The sequence below is a fragment of the uncultured Paenalcaligenes sp. genome, assembly GCF_947630565.1.
In the GTDB taxonomy this organism is placed as follows: Bacteria; Pseudomonadota; Gammaproteobacteria; order Burkholderiales; family Burkholderiaceae_B; genus Paenalcaligenes; species Paenalcaligenes faecalis.
In genome coordinates, this window is sequence record NZ_CANRIC010000008.1 from 49557 (window position 1) to 71206 (window position 21650).

At 46.6% G+C, this 21650-nt stretch carries 21 protein-coding genes and 2 tRNA genes; 15 read left to right on the forward strand and 8 right to left on the reverse strand.

Annotated elements, in window-relative coordinates; translation table 11 throughout:
• Window positions 1–55 precede the first annotated feature (55 nt).
• The 4 genes from acnB (at window position 56) to efp (ending at window position 5681) form a co-directional block, all read left to right on the forward strand.
• Complete coding sequence (gene acnB / locus Q0Z62_RS03140) at window positions 56–2638, forward strand: bifunctional aconitate hydratase 2/2-methylisocitrate dehydratase (RefSeq protein ID WP_298050690.1); 2583 nt, start codon at window positions 56–58, stop codon at window positions 2636–2638.
• 114 nt (window positions 2639–2752) lie between these two features.
• Window positions 2753–3949, forward strand: coding sequence for a DUF2863 family protein (locus Q0Z62_RS03145; protein WP_269900230.1), 1197 nt, complete (start codon window positions 2753–2755; stop codon window positions 3947–3949).
• Window positions 3950–3958: 9 nt separating this feature from the next.
• Entirely contained in the window at window positions 3959–5014 is a 1056-nt protein-coding gene (gene earP, locus Q0Z62_RS03150) for an elongation factor P maturation arginine rhamnosyltransferase EarP (protein ID WP_298050697.1), read from the forward strand.
• 109 nt (window positions 5015–5123) lie between these two features.
• Window positions 5124–5681, forward strand: coding sequence for an elongation factor P (gene efp, locus Q0Z62_RS03155; protein WP_269900232.1), 558 nt, complete (start codon window positions 5124–5126; stop codon window positions 5679–5681).
• A gap of 71 nt (window positions 5682–5752) precedes the next feature.
• Here the strand turns inward: efp and Q0Z62_RS03160 are convergent, their stop codons facing one another.
• Genes Q0Z62_RS03160 through Q0Z62_RS03185 form a run of 6 tightly spaced genes read right to left on the reverse strand, consistent with a single transcriptional unit; the run spans window position 5753 to window position 13129 of the window.
• A complete protein-coding gene (locus tag Q0Z62_RS03160; protein ID WP_269900233.1) occupies window positions 5753–6256 on the reverse strand; it encodes a DUF1178 family protein in 504 nt (167 codons plus the stop codon).
• 11 nt (window positions 6257–6267) lie between these two features.
• Window positions 6268–7902 (reverse strand): ABC transporter ATP-binding protein, encoded by a 1635-nt coding sequence (locus Q0Z62_RS03165; RefSeq protein ID WP_298050704.1) that lies wholly within the window; start codon window positions 7900–7902, stop codon window positions 6268–6270.
• A complete protein-coding gene (locus tag Q0Z62_RS03170) occupies window positions 7895–9283 on the reverse strand; it encodes an ABC transporter permease (protein WP_298050709.1) in 1389 nt (462 codons plus the stop codon). Before Q0Z62_RS03170 ends, Q0Z62_RS03165 begins: the two co-directional genes overlap by 8 nt.
• Before the next feature lie 5 nt (window positions 9284–9288).
• Window positions 9289–10266 (reverse strand): ABC transporter permease, encoded by a 978-nt coding sequence (locus Q0Z62_RS03175; protein WP_298050712.1) that lies wholly within the window; start codon window positions 10264–10266, stop codon window positions 9289–9291.
• Entirely contained in the window at window positions 10266–12476 is a 2211-nt protein-coding gene (locus Q0Z62_RS03180; protein ID WP_298050715.1) for an ABC transporter substrate-binding protein, read from the reverse strand. Before Q0Z62_RS03180 ends, Q0Z62_RS03175 begins: the two co-directional genes overlap by 1 nt.
• Complete coding sequence (locus tag Q0Z62_RS03185; protein ID WP_298050718.1) at window positions 12437–13129, reverse strand: thermonuclease family protein; 693 nt, start codon at window positions 13127–13129, stop codon at window positions 12437–12439. The genes Q0Z62_RS03180 and Q0Z62_RS03185 overlap by 40 nt, the downstream gene beginning before the upstream one ends.
• Window positions 13130–13232: 103 nt before the next feature.
• Here Q0Z62_RS03185 and Q0Z62_RS03190 point away from each other — a divergent pair, with 103 nt between their 5' ends.
• On the forward strand, window positions 13233–13634 hold the full coding sequence (locus tag Q0Z62_RS03190; protein WP_269900239.1) for a DUF423 domain-containing protein: 402 nt from the start codon (window positions 13233–13235) through the stop codon (window positions 13632–13634).
• A gap of 66 nt (window positions 13635–13700) precedes the next feature.
• Here Q0Z62_RS03190 and Q0Z62_RS03195 read toward each other — a convergent pair whose 3' ends face one another.
• Window positions 13701–14867, reverse strand: coding sequence for an alpha-hydroxy acid oxidase (locus tag Q0Z62_RS03195; protein WP_298050723.1), 1167 nt, complete (start codon window positions 14865–14867; stop codon window positions 13701–13703).
• Window positions 14868–15053: 186 nt separating this feature from the next.
• Here Q0Z62_RS03195 and Q0Z62_RS03200 point away from each other — a divergent pair.
• The 8 genes from Q0Z62_RS03200 to Q0Z62_RS03235 all read left to right on the forward strand — a co-directional run bounded on the left by Q0Z62_RS03200 (window position 15054) and on the right by Q0Z62_RS03235 (window position 20339).
• Window positions 15054–15130, forward strand: a tRNA-Arg gene (locus tag Q0Z62_RS03200).
• A gap of 90 nt (window positions 15131–15220) precedes the next feature.
• A tRNA-Arg gene (locus Q0Z62_RS03205) sits at window positions 15221–15297 on the forward strand.
• A gap of 164 nt (window positions 15298–15461) precedes the next feature.
• Window positions 15462–16796, forward strand: coding sequence for an FAD-dependent oxidoreductase (locus Q0Z62_RS03210; protein WP_298050726.1), 1335 nt, complete (start codon window positions 15462–15464; stop codon window positions 16794–16796).
• The gene (locus Q0Z62_RS03215) at window positions 16783–17295 is read left to right on the forward strand and encodes a thiosulfate oxidation carrier protein SoxY (RefSeq protein ID WP_298050729.1); all 513 of its coding nucleotides are present in this window, start codon (window positions 16783–16785) and stop codon (window positions 17293–17295) included. The genes Q0Z62_RS03210 and Q0Z62_RS03215 overlap by 14 nt, the downstream gene beginning before the upstream one ends.
• A 14-nt stretch (window positions 17296–17309) precedes the next feature.
• A complete protein-coding gene (soxZ, locus tag Q0Z62_RS03220) occupies window positions 17310–17636 on the forward strand; it encodes a thiosulfate oxidation carrier complex protein SoxZ (RefSeq protein WP_269900243.1) in 327 nt (108 codons plus the stop codon).
• A gap of 19 nt (window positions 17637–17655) precedes the next feature.
• The gene (locus Q0Z62_RS03225) at window positions 17656–17997 is read left to right on the forward strand and encodes a hypothetical protein (protein WP_298050733.1); all 342 of its coding nucleotides are present in this window, start codon (window positions 17656–17658) and stop codon (window positions 17995–17997) included.
• Window positions 17998–18002: 5 nt separating this feature from the next.
• Window positions 18003–19298, forward strand: a complete 1296-nt coding sequence (locus tag Q0Z62_RS03230) for an NAD(P)/FAD-dependent oxidoreductase (RefSeq protein WP_298050735.1) — start codon at window positions 18003–18005, stop codon at window positions 19296–19298.
• A gap of 24 nt (window positions 19299–19322) precedes the next feature.
• A complete protein-coding gene (locus Q0Z62_RS03235; protein ID WP_298050738.1) occupies window positions 19323–20339 on the forward strand; it encodes a YeeE/YedE family protein in 1017 nt (338 codons plus the stop codon).
• Here the strand turns inward: Q0Z62_RS03235 and Q0Z62_RS03240 are convergent.
• Window positions 20336–20977 carry a pseudouridine synthase gene (locus Q0Z62_RS03240; RefSeq protein WP_298050741.1) on the reverse strand — a complete coding sequence of 214 codons (642 nt, stop codon included), beginning with the start codon at window positions 20975–20977 and terminating at the stop codon, window positions 20336–20338. The genes Q0Z62_RS03235 and Q0Z62_RS03240 overlap by 4 nt on opposite strands.
• A 206-nt stretch (window positions 20978–21183) precedes the next feature.
• Here Q0Z62_RS03240 and Q0Z62_RS03245 point away from each other — a divergent pair, with 206 nt between their 5' ends.
• Window positions 21184–21369: a hypothetical protein gene (locus Q0Z62_RS03245; RefSeq protein WP_298050745.1), complete on the forward strand. Its 186-nt coding sequence runs from the start codon at window positions 21184–21186 to the stop codon at window positions 21367–21369.
• A gap of 26 nt (window positions 21370–21395) precedes the next feature.
• The gene (locus Q0Z62_RS03250; protein ID WP_298050748.1) at window positions 21396–21632 is read left to right on the forward strand and encodes a hypothetical protein; all 237 of its coding nucleotides are present in this window, start codon (window positions 21396–21398) and stop codon (window positions 21630–21632) included.
• The last annotated feature ends 18 nt before the right edge of the window (window positions 21633–21650 follow it).

Consider the following 21650-nt stretch of genomic DNA (forward strand, 5'->3'; position numbering starts at 1 on the left):
AGCTAAGCAACAACGCTTAGCTCACTTTCAACTCTTACCTAAATAGGCCTGCAACATGCTGGAAAATTACCGCCAACACGTTGCCGAACGCGCTGCGTTAGGCATCCCTGCGCTCCCATTATCTGCGCAACAAACCGCCGATCTAATCGAATTAATTAAAAATCCTCCTGCGGGCGAAGAAGAGTTTTTACTCGACTTATTGACGTATCGTGTACCTGCAGGCGTGGATGATGCTGCCAAGGTTAAAGCCTCCTATTTAGCTGCTGTGGCTTTAGGCACTGAAAGCAATCCATTATTTGACAAAAAACGTGCTACTGAATTGCTTGGCACGATGTTAGGTGGCTATAACATTGCTCCGTTAATTGATCTATTAGATAACGATGAGCTAGCCCCTGTAGCTGCTGAAAGCCTCAAACACACCCTATTGATGTTTGATGCTTTCCACGACGTAAAAGAAAAAGCAGATAAAGGCAATCAATACGCCAAAGAGATTTTACAAAGTTGGGCAGATGGCGAGTGGTTCACTAGCCGTCCCGAAGTCCCTGAAAGCCTAACTCTGACTGTATTCAAAGTCACAGGCGAAACCAATACTGACGATCTATCCCCTGCTCCTGATGCGTGGAGTCGTCCTGACATCCCACTACACGCTCTTGCAATGCTCAAAAACCCACGTCCTGGTATTGAGCCTGATGTACCTGGTCAAGTGGGTCCAATCAAACTGCTTGAGTCACTCAAAGAAAAAGGCCATATCATTGCCTACGTTGGTGATGTAGTAGGTACTGGTTCCTCACGTAAATCAGCCACTAACTCTGTGCTCTGGTTTACTGGCGAAGACATTCCTTTTGTACCAAACAAACGCTTTGGTGGCGTCTGTTTAGGTAGCAAAATTGCGCCTATCTTCTACAACACCATGGAGGATGCAGGTGCCCTACCTATTGAGCTAGACGTTTCCCAAATGCAAATGGGCGATGTCATTGAGTTGCGCCCATACGAAGGCAAAGCCTTAAAAAATGGCGAAGTCATCTCTGAGTTCACTGTTAAATCCGACGTACTATTTGATGAAGTGCGTGCCGGTGGTCGTATCCCCCTCATTATTGGCCGCGGCTTAACAACACGTGCTCGCGAGGCACTAGGTCTAGCACCCACAGATTTATTCCGCTTACCCTCTGCACCTGCAGACTCTGGCAAAGGTTTCTCTTTAGCACAGAAAATGGTGGGTCGCGCCTGTGGTCTACCTGAAGGTCAAGGCGTGCGCCCTGGTACCTACTGCGAACCACGTATGACTACCGTCGGTAGCCAAGACACCACAGGCCCCATGACACGTGACGAGCTAAAAGATTTAGCATGTCTAGGCTTCTCCGCTGATTTGGTTATGCAGTCTTTCTGTCACACTGCCGCTTACCCTAAGCCAATCGACGTAAAAACTCACCATGAACTGCCTGAGTTCATCAGCACTCGTGGCGGGGTTTCCTTACGCCCAGGCGATGGGATTATTCACTCTTGGCTTAACCGTATGTTATTGCCTGATACGGTAGGTACAGGTGGGGACTCTCATACTCGTTTCCCCATTGGGATTAGTTTCCCAGCGGGTTCCGGTCTAGTCGCTTTTGCTGCAGCAACAGGTGTTATGCCTCTAGATATGCCTGAGTCTGTCTTGGTGCGTTTTAAAGGCGAAATGCAACCTGGCGTCACTCTACGTGACCTAGTAAATGCCATTCCTCTCTACGCGATCAAACAAGGTCTACTTACCGTAGAAAAAGCAGGTAAGGTCAACATTTTCTCTGGTCGTATTCTTGAGATCGAAGGCTTGCCTAACCTCAAAATCGAACAGGCATTTGAGCTATCCGATGCGTCTGCTGAGCGCTCTGCCGCAGCATGTAGCGTGCGCTTAGACAAAGAGCCAATCATTGAGTACCTCAACAGCAACATCACCCTATTAAAGTGGATGATTGCGAATGGCTACGAAGACGAGCGCACCATCATGCGTCGTATCCATGCCATGGAAGAATGGCTAGCTAATCCTCAGCTATTAGAGCCTGATGCAGATGCAGAATACGCAGCTGTCATCGATATTGATTTAGCTGATATCCATGAGCCGATCGTTGCATGCCCTAATGACCCCGATGATGTGAAAACATTAAGCGAAGTCTCTGGTACGCCTATTGACGAAGTGTTTATTGGTAGCTGCATGACTAACATTGGTCACTTCCGTGCAGCATCCAAACTACTCGAAGGTAAGCGCGATATTCCTACACGTTTGTGGGTAGCTCCTCCGACCAAAATGGATCAGTCCCAGCTCTCCGACGAAGGCCACTACGGTATTCTAGGTTCAGCGGGTGCTCGTATGGAAATGCCAGGCTGTTCCTTATGTATGGGTAACCAAGCTCAGGTTCGTGAAGGTGCAACAGTTATGTCCACCAGCACACGTAACTTCCCGAACCGTTTGGGTAAAAACTCCAACGTGTTCTTGGGCTCTGCCGAACTCGCTGCTATTTGTTCACGTTTAGGCCGTATTCCAACTAAAGAAGAATACTTGGCTGATATGGGTATCTTGCAAGCCAATAGCGACGACATTTACCGCTACATGAACTTTGACCAAATCCAAGAGTTCAAAGACATTGCAGACACTGTAGGCTAATCACCCACATTTCTGTCTTAACCCCTTGTGCCGTTAACGCCCAAGGGGTTTTTTATATCCACATTTATCTAGTACAGGTACACTGTATGCTTTGCTTGTCTGTTAGGAATGCTCATGGTTGACTCCACCGTCTCCACCTCTGTATTGCACCATAAAGCCCACGATTTGCTTGCTCTCATCGAGGCCCTTAATCAATCAGGCTCTAGGCTTGAGGATCATTTCTGGGAGGCCCAACTAAGCCAAACCATTCTGGATTTATTGGCCGACCCTAACAGTACAATTCTAGAGCAACTTTTAGATTATCTGGCCACCACCTATCAATCTGACCTGTATGACATTTTAGCTAGCCTAATCGAAGGAATGGCTGAAAGCGCCACGGTGCGTTTTAATGATCGTCATTTCAACGTGCTCTTAGTTACAGCTCCTATTGCCACATGGACTCGCTATCAGCTCCCAGACGGCGTGCTTAGTCACACCCAACACGAAAAGCTACTCACGTTATTTAAATCTTATGCTGGCAGTCAAGCTAAGGTTGCCGTACTCGGTCAGCTATTAAGCTTCGATCAGCTCCCTAAAAGTGTGGCTCAAACACACGAGCTATGTACAGAACTCGGCCTATTAGCCTTAGAGGCTAAACCAGCCGCTATAGAAATAGACCAACGCGAAGACGGTATTAGCTTATTGGCCGATACAAAATTTATTGTTACTGCCATTGCCGTACCTGAACACGCCCCTGTTTTTGCGTGGCAAGAATCACCCAATCCATTATTAGCGCTACAGCAAGCCCAGCAGCAGTGGCAAACACAATGCGAGCAGATCCTCAGTGCTATGTTTGCAGGCTGCCAAAGTTATTACCTTCCCCCTGATGGCTACTTTTACAACAACCGTGAAAGTGATAAACAAATGCGCCCCTTAGCTATTAAGGCTGCGGCTCAATGGCTATCCATGGTGACAGACAGTGAACTCAAAGACATTTCAGCCGTCATCGCCCGCTGTGGTGCCGAAGACACCGAGGAATTCCGTATAGGGCTAGGCGTAGCCAGTAATCCTGATATTTTATACGGCTGCGTATGGCCTATTTTCAGCCGAGATGAAATTGATATATCCAGCCCCCACTATCAAGACACAGCCTTGATTTTACAAAATCTGCTGTCTGACCTAGGGATTGAGTCCATTCAGTTTCTCGCGGGGCTATTTGACCCCGATTTCTGCGACGATTGCAGCGCACCCTCTTTCCCTAACGCCAAAGGCGAGCTACAACACCCTTATTTACCTGAGGACATGGACTACACTCCGTCCGCCATCCATTAGTTACTAGGTATGACTATCGATTTATTTTGCCAAGTCGTCGATAACTACGGCGATATTGGCGTCTGTTGGCGTTTAGCACAGCAACTCAACGAGTCCTATCCGGTCCGCTTGTGGGTTGATGATCTAAGCGCCTTTGCCCGTATAGAACACCATATTGATCCCACGGCAACAACACAAATCGTCAATACAATTACGGTTCTGTCGTGGGAACTCGCCTCTAAACTACAGCCTGCCCCCATTGTGATTGAGGCCTTTGGTTGTGACTTGCCTGCTGACTACTTAGGTCAAATGCCCCAGCACACACAGCTGTGGCTTAATCTGGAATACCTGAGTGCTGAGACTTGGGTTGAGGAACTCCATTTATTGCCCTCACCACAACCAAACGGTATTAGTAAGTATTTCTTTTTCCCTGGATTTACAGCCAAAACAGGGGGATTGCTTCGCCCCTCATCTTATAACTCAGCCTCTACATCGACGGCTTTACCCGCATGGCAGAGCATGGGTTTATCTGCCCCCACTACAGATCGTATTGCCTTTGTTTTCCCTTATCCTAATGCCCCACTATCTGTGCTCTATGAGGCCCTAGCCCAACACCCTGAGTCCTGGACAGTATTACTGGCTGCTACCGCTCCAGATCCACAACTAAGTTCCTATCAAAAGGAACGCTTAACTATTCAACGTTTGGGTTTTATCCAACAAGCAGACTTTGATGCTTTAATGGATTATGCGGATCTTAATATCATGCGTGGCGAAGACTCATTTGTTCGTGCTATTTGGGCTGCCAAACCCTTTATTTGGCAACCCTACCTACAAGAACAAAATACCCACCTAGAAAAACTACAGGCATGGCTAACTCATACCCCTTTTGATCGGGCTATCCAGCAGCTCATCTATGACTGGAGTAGCCTTCAATTAAATGCAGATCAACTGCTCAAACATCTACTGCATTTATCAGATTGGCAACAACAATGTAGAAACTATGCACATAATCTGTGTCTACAAGATAATTTAGCTACGCAACTTATCGCTTTTTGTTCGCAAAAGTGCCAGAAAGCGGTAAAATAGCTTTTTTCCACTCTCCGCTTTAGCAAAAGACAAAATAATAAGATGTATTTTGTCAGCCAAACTTGTGCCTATTGCGTGCGGAGGTCTCTTTCATCGGAGTCTTATATCTATGAAAACCGCACAGGATTTACGCGTTGGTAACGTGGTAATGATGGGCAGCGATCCTTTAGTCGTTCAACGTGCTGAATACAACAAATCCGGTCGTAACAGCGCCGTTGTAAAACTAAAGTTCAAAAACTTACTGACAGGTAGCCCTAGCGAAGCCGTACATAAAGCTGACGAAAAATTTGAAATCGTTATGCTTGAAAAAAAAGAGTGTACTTACACTTACTTTGCAGACCCTATGTACGTGTTTATGGACGCCGAGTACAATCAGTACGAAATCGAAGCTGACAGCATGGGTGATGCCCTGAACTACCTCCAAGACGGGATGACTGCCGAAGTGGTGTTCTACGATGGTCGCGCTATCTCTCTTGAGCTACCTACTACTATCGTGCGCGAAATCATTTACACCGAGCCTGCAGTACGTGGTGATACCTCTGGTAAAGTCATGAAACCTGCTCGTCTAGCGACAGAACACATCGTTTCTGTCCCTATGTTCTGCGAAATCGGTGATAACATCGAAATCGATACTCGTACTAACGAGTACCGCAGTCGCGTGAACTAATCGTCTGCTATTAGTCCAAGCGAAAAAGCCAGTTCATTATTGTGAACTGGCTTTTTTTCTACGTACTGCGTTTAATTTAACTTATCCTCATTCATGAACTCTGGAATGGGCACTACCGCAATCCCCTCTTCGCGGAGTTCCTGATATTCTTGTGCTGTCGCTGAACCTCGTATGGCTCGCTCAGGCACATCGCCTTCGTGCATTTTTCTGGCCTCAGTAACAAACTGATCCCCTACATCATCCGTGTTTTTAATTACGTCGCGCAACTGCTTCAGCATCTGAGCCTGCAGCGCAGATCTATGCTCCCGATTATTATCTATTGGAGATGACACAGCGGCTTGTGCAGCCGTAGAGTTCAGTTCAGCGGGGCTAGAGGTAGCATCCGACGACTCACCCCTGCCATGGCGTAAATTTAATCGCGGAGCAGAGAGCTGCTTTTCTACATGCTGGCTGTTACATAGAGGACAGCGTAATAGACCTTGCTCAAGTTGCAGATGGTAGTCCTCATGAGACCTAAACCACCCCTCAAAAACATGGCTATTTTCACATGCCAAATCAAATACTTTTAAGGCCATAACAACTTTATTTAAGAAACGACAGAGGACGGTGTCTGTAATCGTGGCACCGATTGCAATAACTGTTGGCTTACGGGATGGCGTGGTTGCAGTAATACCTGCTGAGCATCACCCTGCTCCACGATGAGCCCTGCATCCATAATAGCAACCCGATCGGCAATGTACTCTACCACGCTAAAATTATGCGTAATAAATAAATACGCCAAACCCGTTTGCTGCTGTAAGTCGATGAGTAAATCTAAAATTTGTGCTTGCACAGATACGTCTAATGCCGAGGTAGGCTCATCACAGATAAGCACCTTGGGTTGTACAGCTAAAGCCCGTGCAATTGCAATTCGCTGTCGCTGCCCACCTGAAAATTCATGAGCATAACGCTGGGCGCTTCCCTTAGGCAAAGCCGTCAGATCCAATAATTCGGCAATACGCTTTTGACGCTGTTGCGCCGTTAGGTCTGGCTGAAGACTGATTAAGCCCTCTGTTAAAATATCGCCCACCATCATACGCGGATTTAATGAAGCAAAAGGGTCCTGAAACACAATCTGTAAATCTTGGCGCTGCCTTTTGAGTATTGAGCCACGACTTGAGAGCAGGTCATCCCCAAGTAACTGGGCCTGTCCCCTCACCATTACTTGATCATCAAGTAAGCGCAATAGGGATTTAGCTATGGTACTTTTACCACAACCCGAAGCCCCTAATAAGGCTAAAGTCTCCCCTGCAGCCAAGCTAAAGCTCACCCCTTTTATTATCTCAATTGACTGCGATCGACGAAAAAAACCAGCTGGTTTTTTATAAGCAATATGTAAATTTTGTACTGATAGCACAGGGGTTGGGTCTGTTAAAGAGGCCGTCTGTGATCCTAAACGCATCTGACGTTGTGCAAAACTAGGAATGGCGGCTAATAGCTGTTGCGCATAATCGTGCTGAGGCCGAGCAAAAAAATCCACATTACTTGCTATCTCTACGATTTTACCAAAACGCATTAGAGCCACCGTATCTGCGACTTGTTGCACCACAGCTAAATCATGCGTAATTAACAGTACCGTTAGCCCTAGCTCCTGCTGAATATCAGTTAACAACTGCAAAATTTGTGCTTGCACAGTGACATCTAAAGCAGTGGTAGGCTCATCAGCAATCAGTAAATCCGGCTCACTCGCTAAGGCCATCGCAATCATAATTCGTTGCCGCTGCCCCCCTGAAAACTGAAAGGGATAATCATCAAAACGGGTCGCTGCCTGCGATATGCCTACTCGATCTAACCACCAAATAGCCCGCTGTTTTAATTGTGCACCTCGATACGTCGTATGCGCTTTTAAACTCTCTATTAACTGATCTCCAATCGATAAAACCGGATTCAAGCACGTAGCAGGCTCTTGAAAAATCATAGCGATTTTCCCACCTCGAATGCCTCGCATTTGAGACTCAGTCAAACTAAACAAATCTGTTTGGCCCAGCAATACCTGACCGCCTTCTATCTGCGCAGCCTCGGGCAACAAACGAAGCATAGCCAAAGCGGTCATGCTTTTACCACTACCGGACTCACCCACTAACGCGAAAGTTTGGCCTTTTGCTATGGTGAAGCTGATTTGATCCACCACCCGTTGACCGCTGCCTTGGATTTGCACACATAAATCAACAACCTTAAGCATGCTGCACCTCTGCCTGAGCAGGAGCTAATCGACGTGAGCGAGGGTCAAAAGCACGTTGCACTGCATCAGCAAAAATATTAGCGGCTAACACCAAGCTAAGCAAAAAGACAAAAGCACCTAACAAATTCCACCAAATCATGGGGTCGCGTGACATCTCTAAACGAGCTGCATCAATCATCGTCCCAAAGGAAGGCATGCTTGGATCTACCCCTATCCCTAGATAAGACAAGACGGCCTCGTAGAGAACGAGCCCAGAAAACTCCAACACCAAAGTAATAAGCACTAAGTGCATTAAATTAGGCAATAAATGACGACGCATAATCCCCCAGTGCCCTACTCCAAATGCCCTAGCCGCCTGCACGTAGTCAAGCTCTCTTAGTTTTAAGGTCTCTGCCCGCAATAATCGACATAATCCTGACCAGCCCGTTAACCCTAGAATCAAACATAGCACCACTAATCGAAGGTCAGCTCTAGAGGCCACCGTCTCAAAGAGTTCTGGATGGGTGTCCATATACACCTGCATCATTAACACACAGGCAGCAATCAAAAGCACACCAGGAATGGAGGTTAACGTGGTGTAAATATACTGAATAACATCATCTACCCAGCCTTTGAAATACCCAGCAGCAATGCCAAAGCCTAACGCGGGGGGGAGCATAGCCAAAGTAGTTAACGTACCAATCACCAATGCCGTTCTAATGCTTTTAAACGACTGGAAAATCACATCATTGCCTGAACGATCTGTACCTAATAAATAGTAAAAGCGACTAAATAGTATGATGACAGCGAGGGTAGAGATCAATAGACTTAAACTAATCCACAGACTACGCCAAGGAAAGGCAGCCTGTTTTTTATACCCCAGCCAACACAAGCCGCCCAAGACCACAAAAACCAACACAACCCCTACCCCGGCCCAAGCGCTAAGCTGCATAACATCATATTGATGTTGCTGCGCATTCTGTATATGTAAGGCGGCATTTTCCAATGGTGGAAACTCACGTTGCGCTGTGCCATCTATCAATACACTTTCTTTAAAGAAAAGATGCGTGGCCAAAGGGGCAGAATAACTGCGCTCTTTTTTAGACAAGTGAGCCCAATCCAACACATCATCTAATGCCGAACGAGCAACAGGCGCATATCGGAGCTCTGTCTGTCCTGGCACTGCGGGCAAGGCAGATCGATAATGAATGGAGTCTATGATGCCTACGCTGATAAAAAAACCTAACACCACCGCTGCGGCTACTGCAGAGGGGCTGTAAAACACACTACGCCACGCCATCCGTAAGGCAGGGCTGCGAAACACGTGCCACACATACAGCACCCCCAACAGCACCATGCCCCAGACAAACATATCCGTCCACAACAGAGTCAATTTAGGCATCGTCATCACTCAAAACGCACACGTGGATCAGCCAGCGTGTAAGAAATATCCGCCAATATCAGACCAATGATATAAAGACCTGATCCCAAAAAAACCATGGCTCGAACAATAGACAAATCCTGAGCATTGATCGCCTCAATGGTGTAACTGCCTAAACCTGGGATTCCAAAAAAGGACTCGGAAATTAAGCTGCCCATAAAGAGCAAAGGAATCGCTGAAACCGTGCCGGTTAAAATAGGCAACATTGCATTACGCAATAAATGCTTAAACAATACGGTGTACTCAGAGAGCCCTTTGGCCCTAGCAGTACGAATATAGTCCTTGTTGGATTCCTCTAAAAATAAGCTACGATAAAAACGCGACTCGCCCCCTAGGCGGGAAATAACGCCAATCAACACAGGAAGAATTAAAAACCGCGAGGTATCTAGCCCCTGCGTCCACCCAGAGTAAGGCACCCAGGCTAATAATTTAGCAAATAACCATTGCCCAGCAATGATATAGAACAAACCTGAAATAGAGAGCAGTATCACGCACAATACGACCCCATAAAAATCAATCGCTGTATGCCTAAAGAACACAAGAAACAAAGCAAAAGCAACAGAAACAGCCAAGCCCAAGATAAAAGTAGGTATCGCTAAGGCTAGGCTAGGCCCCATCCGATTCGCAATCTCGTGGCTAATATCATGGCCCCCGTCAGAAAAGCCAAAGTCCAATCGCAATAAAGGGACAGATCGCTCGAAAAAAATGGTGTCTTTGACTATATGCAAACCTGTCTGACTGTGATTCACAAATAAGGGCTTGTCATAGCCCTGCTGCCTTTTCCACTGCTCTATGGCATCGGCTGAAACCCGTTGTCCACCAATCGCTAAGCGTGCCATGTCATCAGGGGTGTTCACTGCAAAAAACAACACAAATGTCAGTAAATTAACCCCGAGTAAAACCAATACCCCATAGCCTAATCGTCGTAATAGGTAACGCAGCATTAGGACTCTCCTCGGATTGTCTGTTGCTCACGAGCACGCACAGCGCGCCAGGCTAAAAGCGCAATGCCCCCTATAACACCTATTAACACCCACAACGGCCACCAAACAGGCTGATTCCAAAGGGCTTGCTTTTGGGCCCGTAACTGCGTGTCCAATCGCAAATACTGCAATGTATTACGAACCATTTGCGTGGGTTTCGCATTAGATACCCATTGCTGATAGACACCACCGGAATTAGGAATATAACCAAACATCCATGGTGCATCTTTTTGCACAATAGCCATCATTTCCGCAATGAGGGCATCCTTTTCTGGCCCCTCGTCCAGATAGCGCATCTTTTCAAATAAGGCATCATAGTGTGGGTTTTGATAGTTAGACGCATTCTCACCATCCCCATTAGCACGCGCATGTGGCCCATATAATAAAAATAAGAAATTTTCAGCGTCTGGATAGTCTGCCACCCAGCCCCACATAAACATTTGGGCTACTCCTCGCTGCATTTTTTCTTGGAAACGGTTGTAGTCTGTGGCTCGAATTTCCAGTTGCACACCCAATTGCTGCAACTGTCTACGCATCCAGTCCAACATGGCACTAGACCCCATCCCACCGGCTGAATCAAAATACAAGATTAAAGGGGCCCCGGTCTGATGATCGCGTCCATCGGGATAGCCTGCTTTCGCTAATAAGGCTTGAGCTTGCTCTATGGATCGACGCTGCACATTTCCTTCGTGCAGCTCATACACATACGGGTTATACCCCTCTGGCAACGCCCTATAGCCCCGTACCCCTGGCGGTAATGGTCCATGGGCAACTTGACCTTGATCATTTTGAAAAATGGTCACAAACTGCTCCCAATCAAAGGCGATGCTAATGGCTTGCCGTAAATAGCGATTTTTCTCCGCTTGCTCGGGCGTGTCTCCCGCCCCTACTACTGGATCAAGCCAATTAAATCCAAAATAAAATAACTGCGATTCAGCCAAAGTACGTAAATCTAAACCGCGTTCTTTATATAGGGCTGCCTTAGCTGGCGAGTCCTCTGCAGCAACCGTCATTGCCACCCCATAATCCCCTCGCTCTACCTGAGGTATATCGTAATAACCTTGTAAAAACTTACCCAATAAAGGGACAGACTCCTTTTCTAACTGAAAAACCACAGAGTCAATAAAGGGCGTCAATTTACCGCAATCAGCGAGTAAGCCAGCCTCCTTATCCCCCGGCTCACCTTCACACGGATAGGGTTCACCACGAAAGTGAGGATTGCGGGTTAGCACATGACGTCGATTACGAATGGACTCGGTCAACATATAGGGGCCTGTGCCAACGGGCCATGTATTTAGGGATAAGTCATGCTCAGCCATCATCGGCTGATGATAGAAGCGATCAGCCTCCCAGGGAATGGGGGCAGTAAAGGTCATGGCCAACCAATATGAAAACTGGGGGTATTTTCCTAAAACTCGAATTCGCAATGTGTGGTCATCCACCGCCTCGACCCCCTCAAAGCCGAACTCGCGTAAATCTAACCATTGTTTTTTATCTTTGGTGCTATCAATCTGACGTAACTGCTCGCCATAGGCTTTCATACCAACAATATGATCAGCAAAAAAGGCATAAATAGGAGACACCACCCGTGGACTAGCTAAACGACGCAGCCCGTAGACGTAGTCATGTGCGGTTAGCTCCCGTGTACCCATTTTCTCAAAGTCCATCAATGCGTATTTCCCTTTTAACTCTTGCTCTGGGATAGGGTAGTAGTGATAGTTATTAGTGCTATCTTGAGCAAAGGCAGGATGCGGTTGAAACAAAACACCAGATTTTAGGGTGATCTCATACACACTTTGAGCAATCAGCTCTCCACTCGCGTCATCGGGTAATCGACGTCCATCTTTATCTAGATAGTAAGGCTGCACAACCTCTGTTGCTGTACGTGTAGTGAGCTGGTAGGGACGTTTTAAATACTCATAGCCATACACGGGCTCATAAATGGAATAGGTAAAAGGTGTCTCATCAGACGAATAAGAACTGGCCGGATCTAAGTATTTAGGTGAGCGTTGCGTAAATGCGGTATAGAGCACATTGTCTTTAGCGTGTTGCGTCGGATAAGGACTATTAACCGCCTGCGGACCACAGGCGGTTAACCAAGCTAATTGGGCTACCAATAAGACACGTAAAATCAATTGCATTTTTTTTGTTGCCAACACTGAACACGCCATTCCCACGGAGGCGTTGGATTGTTATCTTTCCACAAACCGCGTTTTGCTTTTTGAGCTTGTTCTTGGACTTGAATTAACGACTTATCACGCAAGTAGCGCCCGTTGCTACCGGTATATGCCCACGCTAAGCCCTGTTCAACTAACACCTGATTCGCAATACGCCCATCTGGTAACATCACATTGCAGACATTTCGTCCGTAATGATCTTGCTCAAAACAATTCAAGGTCAGCGTTTTATTTAAGACCATTGCTGCCATTGCCTGCTGAGACTGATCCGCGTAAGCCTGGCCCGGTCTATCTGAGCGCCCATCGCTTTCGGGCGCATCGATATTTGCCAAGCGCACACGTTCACGTTGGCCATTTACCTGCACATTAATCGTATCACCATCCGCTACATGCGTGACCTTACCTTGCAATACAAACTCACCTTTGGGTCTAGGCGTTTGAGCGGTAGTCTGTGTAGAGCTAGAGGAATCCCCTTTTGTCAAAAAAAAGGCTGCTGCAACTACCGCAAGAATCACAGCGGCAATCACCTTCCCCATCGGCGTTTTTAACAATTGCCGCAGCTTTGCACTGAGTACCGTATTTAACTCTTTGTTTAACTGACTCTTTACCGTGCCACCCAATGACGGTTTAGGCTTTCTGGTCGCCATAATATCCCTAATACCTACTGCTAAATGTTAATCTTAAAGCCTTAGATTATAGGTGGTTCGCCCCACCTGTACATCAGTACAACCCTAACATACGAGATTTATTATGAATGCCTCAATCCAAATCGCTATTGCCGCTTTTCTTTTATTTATTGGCGTTGCCACTGGCGCGTTTGGAGCCCATGCCTTAACAGGTCTGGTGGATATCAACCTAATGGCCGTTTGGCATACTGCGGTTTTATATTTATTCGTCCATGGCTTAGGCATGTTGGGCCTAGCTGCCTCTCAGCACTTGCTGCAATCACGCTTACAAACCTTAGCCTACAATCTGCTATTCGTTGGTACGTTATTATTTTCAGGTAGTCTCTTTTTATTAGTGCTCAGTGGGCAAAGCTGGTTAGGTATGATCACCCCCATCGGTGGCATGCTGATGCTGGCAGGTTGGTTAACGACACTAGCCGCTGCTATACGCTTTTATAAAACCACCACTCACACCCTAAAAAAATAAAATGCGTTAAACCCTCTTTGTATTCATTACATGTAAATCCAAAGAGGGCTTTACCGCCCATTGTGCTTAAAAACGATCATAAATGGAGGGGTTTAACAGAACATCTCGTGTTAGCTCTTCAATACGATTTTTACCACACAGCGCCATCGATACATCAAGCTCATTTTTAATAATTTCCAAACAACGCTCAACGCCCGCCTGACCCGCCGCACCTAAGGCATATAAAAACGCACGCCCTATCATTACGCCATCAGCTCCTAAGGCCAGCGCTCGTAATACATCCTGCCCACTGCGGATGCCCCCATCCATATAGATTTCCGTTTTACCTTTTACAGCCTTCACTATATGTGGCAACGCGGCAATCGTAGACGGCGCACCATCTAATTGGCGTCCTCCGTGATTTGACACCACAATGGCATCTGCCCCTGCATCTACAGCATGTTGAGCATCTTCGGCATCCATGATCCCTTTCAGAATAATTTTGCCTCCCCAACGAGACTTAATCCACGCCACATCATCCCAACATAAAGTAGGATCAAACTGTTCTGCGGTCCACACAGACAAAGAGCTTAAATCACTGACACCTTTCGCATGTCCAACTATATTGCCAAAAGTACGGCGCTTCGTTTTAAGCATCTGTGAACACCAATACGGCTTCGTTGCCAAATTAAGCAAATTACGTAGGGTGGGTTTTGGCGGCGTAGATAACCCATTTTTAATGTCCTTATGACGCTGCCCCAACACCTGTAGATCTAAGGTCAATACCAACGCCGAGCAGTTCGCGGCTTTCGCTCGATCAATTAAAGCCTCAATAAAAGAGCGATCCCGCATTACATATAACTGAAACCAAAATGGCGACTGAGTATGTGCGGCAATATCCTCTATAGAGCAAATACTCATCGTGGATAAAGTGAAAGGAATGCCAAAATTTTTTGCTGCTAAAGCGGCTAATATCTCACCATCCGCATGCTGCATTCCGGTCAAACCGGTAGGTGCTATCGCCACGGGCATCGTCGCCTGCTGACCCAAAAGCGTAGACCGCACCGAACGATGTTCTATATTTACCGCAACACGCTGCTTAAACAGCAAGCGCTGCAAGTCGCTCTCATTTGCTCTATAAGTCCTTTCAGACCACGAGCCTGAGTCTGCGTAGTCATAAAACATTTTAGGAACGCGACGCCGTGCAATACGTTGAAAATCCGCAATATGCGTGACTTTATTTAAACTATTCACCTTTTTCTCCAAGACGGTGTTATACTTTTTCTTTTATGCATTAAAGCACAGACATAAAAAATCTGTCCATGTATAAAACTGTGTGTTTATCATTAAAGCTCACAGCTAGAACATCACTTATTTCGATAACAAATCAAAAAACACTTGACAGTTATGTAGTATTTAAGTAAAGTTCTATTTCTCACAGCGGCTGTAGCTCAGTTGGATAGAGTACTTGGCTACGAACCAAGGGGTCGTGAGTTCGAATCTTGCCAGCCGCGCCAAATTTTAGTTTGTTAATTTATTTTAGATTTTAAGTATAAATAGAAAAACAAATTGCTTGATCAGTAAATTAATAATACAATCGTTTATATGCGGCTGTAGCTCAGTTGGATAGAGTACTTGGCTACGAACCAAGGGGTCGTGAGTTCGAATCTTGCCAGCCGCGCCATATAAATCAAAAAAGCCTCGTTCATTGAACGGGGCTTTTTTGCATTCTCTTTTCTTTTAATTATCAGCTATACTGTGGGCAGTTTGCCGTGTTGCAACACTCTCTTTGGCCTGATCAGCCCTTTAGCATAACGTGTGTCATGTATGACGACGAGGAGAAAACCCATGGATCGCAGAAACTTTCTCTTAACGCCACCTATCATGGCGTTAGGTACTCTAGCTGTACCTTCCCTAAGCCTAGCAGCACCTCTTGCTATTCACAGCAACACTCAGCTTTTACCTCGCACGGGAAAGCAAAAAGGCCCACGCATTGTCATTTGTGGTGGTGGCTGGGGCGGCATGACGTCTGCTCGCTATCTACGCGAACTCATCCCTAACGCCGATGTCATTTTACTAGAAAAAAATCCAACCTTTTGGTCTGGACCCATGAGTAATAAATGGCTCGTTGACATTGTCAGCACCGACTTTGTGAATCACGACATGATTCACCCGGCCAATAAATATGGCTACACCTTAGTCAATACCGAAGTAATCGGTTTTGATCGTGATAAAAAACGCGTACAAACGGCACAGGGTAGCGTTGACTACGACTATCTCATTTTATCGGGAGGCATTCGCAACGCCTACGATGCGTGGTTCGGCAATGATCTTTACGCCGCTGAATACACACGCAAGCATTTTCCAAATGCCTATATCCCCAATGCGGAAATGTTCGCATTAAAAAACAAACTCAATGCCTTTAAGGGCGGCACAATTGTCATGACTCTACCGCCGCCCCCGCATCGTTGCCCCCCTTCACCCTATGAGCGGGCTTGTCTCATGGCGTGGCATATCAAAAAAAATAATATCCCAGGCAAAATCATTATTCTTGATCCAAAACCAAAAATCGGCCCCATCGGAGAAGGATATAAGGCCGCTTTTGAAGAGCTCTATCCAGATATCATCACACACGTACCAAACGCCGTCGTCAAAGAGGTCGATCCATTTAATAAGCATATCAAAACAGCTGCTGGCGACTTCGATTTTGATGATGCCGTGTTGATGCCTCCGCACCAAGCCTCTGATATGGTTTGGTATGCCGACTTAATTGGAAAAGACGCCTCTGGAAAACCAACAGGTTGGGCTGATATGCACCCTCGCCTTTTCACCGCGAACACAGACGATAACGTCTATATCGTTGGTGACTCGATGGGCTTTATTTCTGATCAGTTTGGACACTATCCAAAAAGCGGCCATGTAGCGCATGCCGTTGCCAAAATCGTCGCTCAGAATATTTATGAGCGCACGAGTGGTAAAGAGGTTAAAGCAGTGCTACCTGACAACTTGTGCTACATGATGGTCAATGGTGACCCTCAAGAAGAGATTTCGGTCAAATTTGAATATGAGCTTGATGCTACAGGTAAAGTACTTCAAACCCAAATTGATATGGATGTACGTAGTGCCGATCTAGTACAAGAAGACTTTAATTGGATTAAGAGCCGTTTCAATGATTTCCTATAACTCCTTATCTACAACAGCGACGCAACTAAACAAGCGTCGCCAGTTGCTCAAAAGTATCTCTATAGCCATAGGAGGCGGATTACTGCCGCTTTCTCTCTCTGCACAAGTACTAGAGCAATTACTCACCGCTGCCTCTCAAGCCGAAGTAAAAGCTGAAATAGACTTGTTTCTAAAGGGGGCTACCCCCCTAGAACAAGGCCTAAAGTTAATCATGCCGGTATTAGGTGATAATCCTGCAGCTGTTCCGGTAAAAGTCGTTTTTGAGGCCCCTATAACTCCTGACTCCTATTGTGAGGAGCTCATTCTCTTAGCCGAGGGAAACCCTCGGCCTCTGGCTTGTCGTTTTACTTTTACTGCCTTAGCCGGCACCTCTGAGGTTGCCGTTCGGCTACGTTTAGTAGAAAGTCAGCGTATTCAAGCCATTGCACGCATGAATGATGGTCGCTTTCTTATCGCTAAGCATCATATCACCGTGACAGCTGGCGGCTGCGGCATGTAATTAAGGGAAAAAAAATGAGTAAACCACGTATTTGGATCAGCAATAAGACCCCACAACTTCATGAAATAGTGCGGGTACGCGCCCTCATTGAGCACCGTATGGAAAGTGGCATGCGCCTAAGCTCTGAAAATAAGCCCATCCCTCGTAATATCGTCAACCTCTTTGAGGTAAAAATGGATGATGAGCTTCTTTTTTCATGGCAGCCTGAAACAGCCATTTCACAGAACCCTTACATCGAATTCACTTTTATAGCCCGTAAAACGGGAACATTACATCTGAAGTGGATTGATGATGAGAATACTGTCATTACGGATAGCCTTGAGCTTAAGCTCAACGCTTAACAAGCCTATAAAGGTAGCTATGATTTTTCCTTCTAGCCTCACACCTCTCGCAGTGTGGGCGGTAATGATGGGAGTCCTCTTATCGCCCATTACTAGAGCCGAACCCACCCTAGATATTGAGCTCTTAGCCAGCTCATGTGTTAACTGCCACAGCCCTAAAAGCAATCCATCTAGCGCAATTCCTAGTCTAGCCGGAAAACCTGAGTCAGTGCTTTTAGCGCAGCTAACTGCATTTCAATCAGACTCCCCACCGCCACACACTACAGTGATGGACCGCTTAACTCGTGGCCTTAGTCATGAGGAGCTAACCGCCTTAGCGCGATACTTCTCACAAACCACCACAAAGGCGCAAGAGGACTAAATACCATGAAACAAAAAACGTCTTTTTCTCGACGCCAATGGTTAGAGCGTGTCGGTCAAACAGCAGCTGCCAGTGCAGTGCTGCTTTCAACCCCTGTGTATGCTCGCCCAGCGGCTGCACGTGTTGTGATTGTAGGGGGTGGATTTGGTGGGGCAACTGCAGCCAAATATATTAAGCGCCACGACCCAACTATCCAAGTTACGTTAATCGAGCCCGCACATACTTTTTACACGTGTCCTTTTAGCAACCTCTATCTAGGAGGCTTACGTCAATTTGAACAGCAGGGACACCGTTTCGATGCTTTACGTGCTTTAGGTATTGATGTTGTTCATGACTATGCAAGCAACATCGACAACACCACCAAAAAAGTCCATCTCCTTGCAGGCACAACCCTTGCTTACGATAAGCTATTACTTTCTCCGGGTATAGATTTCCGTTGGAATGCCCTTGAAGGCTACGACGAAGCGGCCTCTAAACAGGCACCTCACGCTTGGAAAGGGGGTGAGCAAACCCAGCTACTTAAACAACAGCTCACTGCGATGAAAGATGGCGGCACCTTTATTCTGGCTGCCCCTGAAAATCCATTTCGCTGCCCCCCTGGTCCCTATGAGCGGGTCAGCATGATCGCTCATTACTTCCAGCAGCATAAGCCCAAGTCAAAAATACTTATCTTAGACGCCAAAGATGCATTTTCTAAGCAGCCTTTATTTCAAGCTGGCTGGCAACAGCTCTATGGCGACATGATTGAATGGGTTCCTATGTCACAAGATGGCAAGGTGACACGTGTAGACATCTCAACAAACTCAGTCGAAACTGAATTTGGAGAAATACATCACGCTGATGTTCTAAATATAGTGCCTCCGCAAAAAGCAGGTGTGATTGCAGAAAAAGCTGGGGTGACGGATGCAAGCGGATGGGTACCAGTCAAAGCCCACTCTTTTGAGTCTCAATTGGTTGATGATATTTATGTAGTTGGAGATGCCACCATCGCATCACCCATGCCAAAATCTGGCTTTTCTGCCAATATCCAAGCCAAGGTCGCCGCTTTAGCCATTGTTAACTCACTACAAGGCAAAGACATCGCTCCTCCCTCTTTTTCTAATACCTGCTATAGCTTGATTGGACCAGATTACGGAATTTCTGTCGCCCACGCTTATGCCTTAAAAGATGACCAAATCATTGAGGTCTCCGGTGGTATTAGCCCCACAGAAGCAGATACGGCGTTTCGCCAGCGCGAAGCACAATACGGTGCGGCCTGGTATGACGCCATTACATGGGATATATGGGGTACTCGCAGTTAAACGTATTTCTACCTTATCTCTATCATGACTCCTACCGCATTAACTCTATGGGCAGGGCTAATTATTGGCCTGCTCTTTGGCTCTATTAGCCAAATCACTGGCTTTTGCTTTTACCGTGGTCTGAGGGCGCACTGGGCCTCTCAACCCAGCAATCAACTACAGGCCTTTGCCTTGGCATTAGCTGTTGCCGTACTGGGAACCTATCTCATTGATATTACCCACCTAGTTCCCATTCAAGACAGCTTATATTTACAAAGGCAGGTTTCATGGCTACTGCTGCCGCTAGGTGGCATGCTATTTGGTTACGGTATGGGGCTGGCAAATGGGTGCGGTGCAAGGGCCTTAGTCTTATTAGGTCAAGGTAACTTACGCTCTCTGGTTGTACTTATTTGCTTAGGGGTCAGTGCGTATGTGGTCATGACAGGACTGCTCGCGCCATTACGACTATACCTGAGCCAACTAAGCCTCATTACCCCTGCGGCCATGACTCCGGCGACTGGATTCGGGCGCACTTTTGTCATGGGCTCTGTGGTCATCGCCTTATTACTGTTTGCGTTTACCTCTAGAGGAAACTGCTCCTTACGGATTCGTGACATGTGTGGTGCCACGCTGATCGGGGTTTTAGTGGTCGCGGGTTGGTTAGCCACAGGCTGGTTAGGGGCTGATCCTTTTGAAACTATCCCACCTACCTCCTTGAGCTTTGTGGCTCCTGTGGGTGACACCTTACAGTACGCCATGCTGTCAACCGGACTGAGTCTGCGCTTTGGTACTACCGTAGTCATAGGAGTCGGGGTGGGAGCCTTCATCACTAGCTTAATTAGGAAACAATTCATCCTAACTGGATTTGAATCAGTGCCACAAATGAAACAAGCAATAGGTGGTGGCATATTGATGGGGATTGGTGGGGTGCTAGCCTTAGGTTGTACGATTGGACAAGGCTTATCTGGTCTATCCACCTTATCTTACAGCTCCTTAGTAAGTATGCTCGCCATCATTATTGGAGCTAAGTTGCACGCTACCCTACACATCAGAACTCACTAAAGCACAGCAGCCACCTCTTTCCACTGCCCGGGCTGCAAATCACCTAAAGACCAGTCTCCTATTTTTACTCGTATTAAGCGTAAAGTGGGTAGCCCCACCGCGGCTGTCATACGCCTTACCTGTCGATTCCTACCCTCTGTAATCGTAATGCTCATCCAAGAGGTCGGGATATGCGCTCTGAATCTAACCGGTGGTGTGCGAGGCCAGATATCGGGCTCATGGATTCGTTCCGCCTGGGCAGGTAAGGTCATGCCATCATTTAGTAACACCCCTTGCTGCAATTGAGTTAACTGTTGATCGGTCACACTGCCTTCAACTTGAACCCAATACGTTTTCGCCATCTTGTACTTAGGCTCTGCGATACGAGCTTGTAGCCGCCCATCATTGGTCAGCAAGAGCAAACCCTCACTATTTCTATCTAAACGCCCAGCAGGATACACCCCTGAAACGGGCACATAGTCCTTTAACGTGCTGCGTCCTTGATCGTCGGTAAACTGAGTCAGTACATCATAGGGCTTATTCAAAAGTATCAATCGTTTAGGCTGCTCTTGTTCTCCTTTCCCCCGCGATCTAGAAAAAGATTGGGATGCTGGCCGATGAGAGGCGACGGATTTTTTGACTGCAGAACGAAAACTCATTGTGTAAACCTTAAAAAATACAAACGACTAGCAAAAGGCTAATGAACATTAATTAATTGCACTCTTACTTAATAGAAAAATAGAACAGTCATAACATGATTTCAATATGCTTTTGGAATCCACCCACTATGGTATATTTCTTTCTTAGAGTGAAATGAGTAAATCCCTTCATACTTCTCAAGATCAAATCAGAGAACACAGTCATCATGGAAAGTCTAGGGGTCGTTTTTGCCATGCTCATTGCCATTGTTACCAGTGGCGTTATTGTACGAGTCCTTCCATGGAGCATCCCCCTACCCCTTATACAAATCTCCTTAGGGATAGTCATTGCGGGCTTTTTCCAAGAGGGTATCACCTTAAGCCCTGATGTGTTTTTCTTATCATTTCCTTAATTACCGCAAGCATCAGCCTACCGCTATTGCTCAAGAGCTCCAGTCACTCACATCCGGCGCGCTCTCCTTTTGATGAGCAAAGACAACGGGCTATTCAAAAAGCAAAATACTCTGCCTCTGATCAAGATACCTTAGCTCAAATCGACTACGCCATTGAAAGAAAAATTCGTTTAGCAATTATTCAATCTGCTAGGCAATCCATTTTTGACATCCTCCCCGCCCTAAAGGGCAAGGATTCCTACGGCGCTCAGGCGCGGCATTGAGCCGCCTCTGAGTCGCTT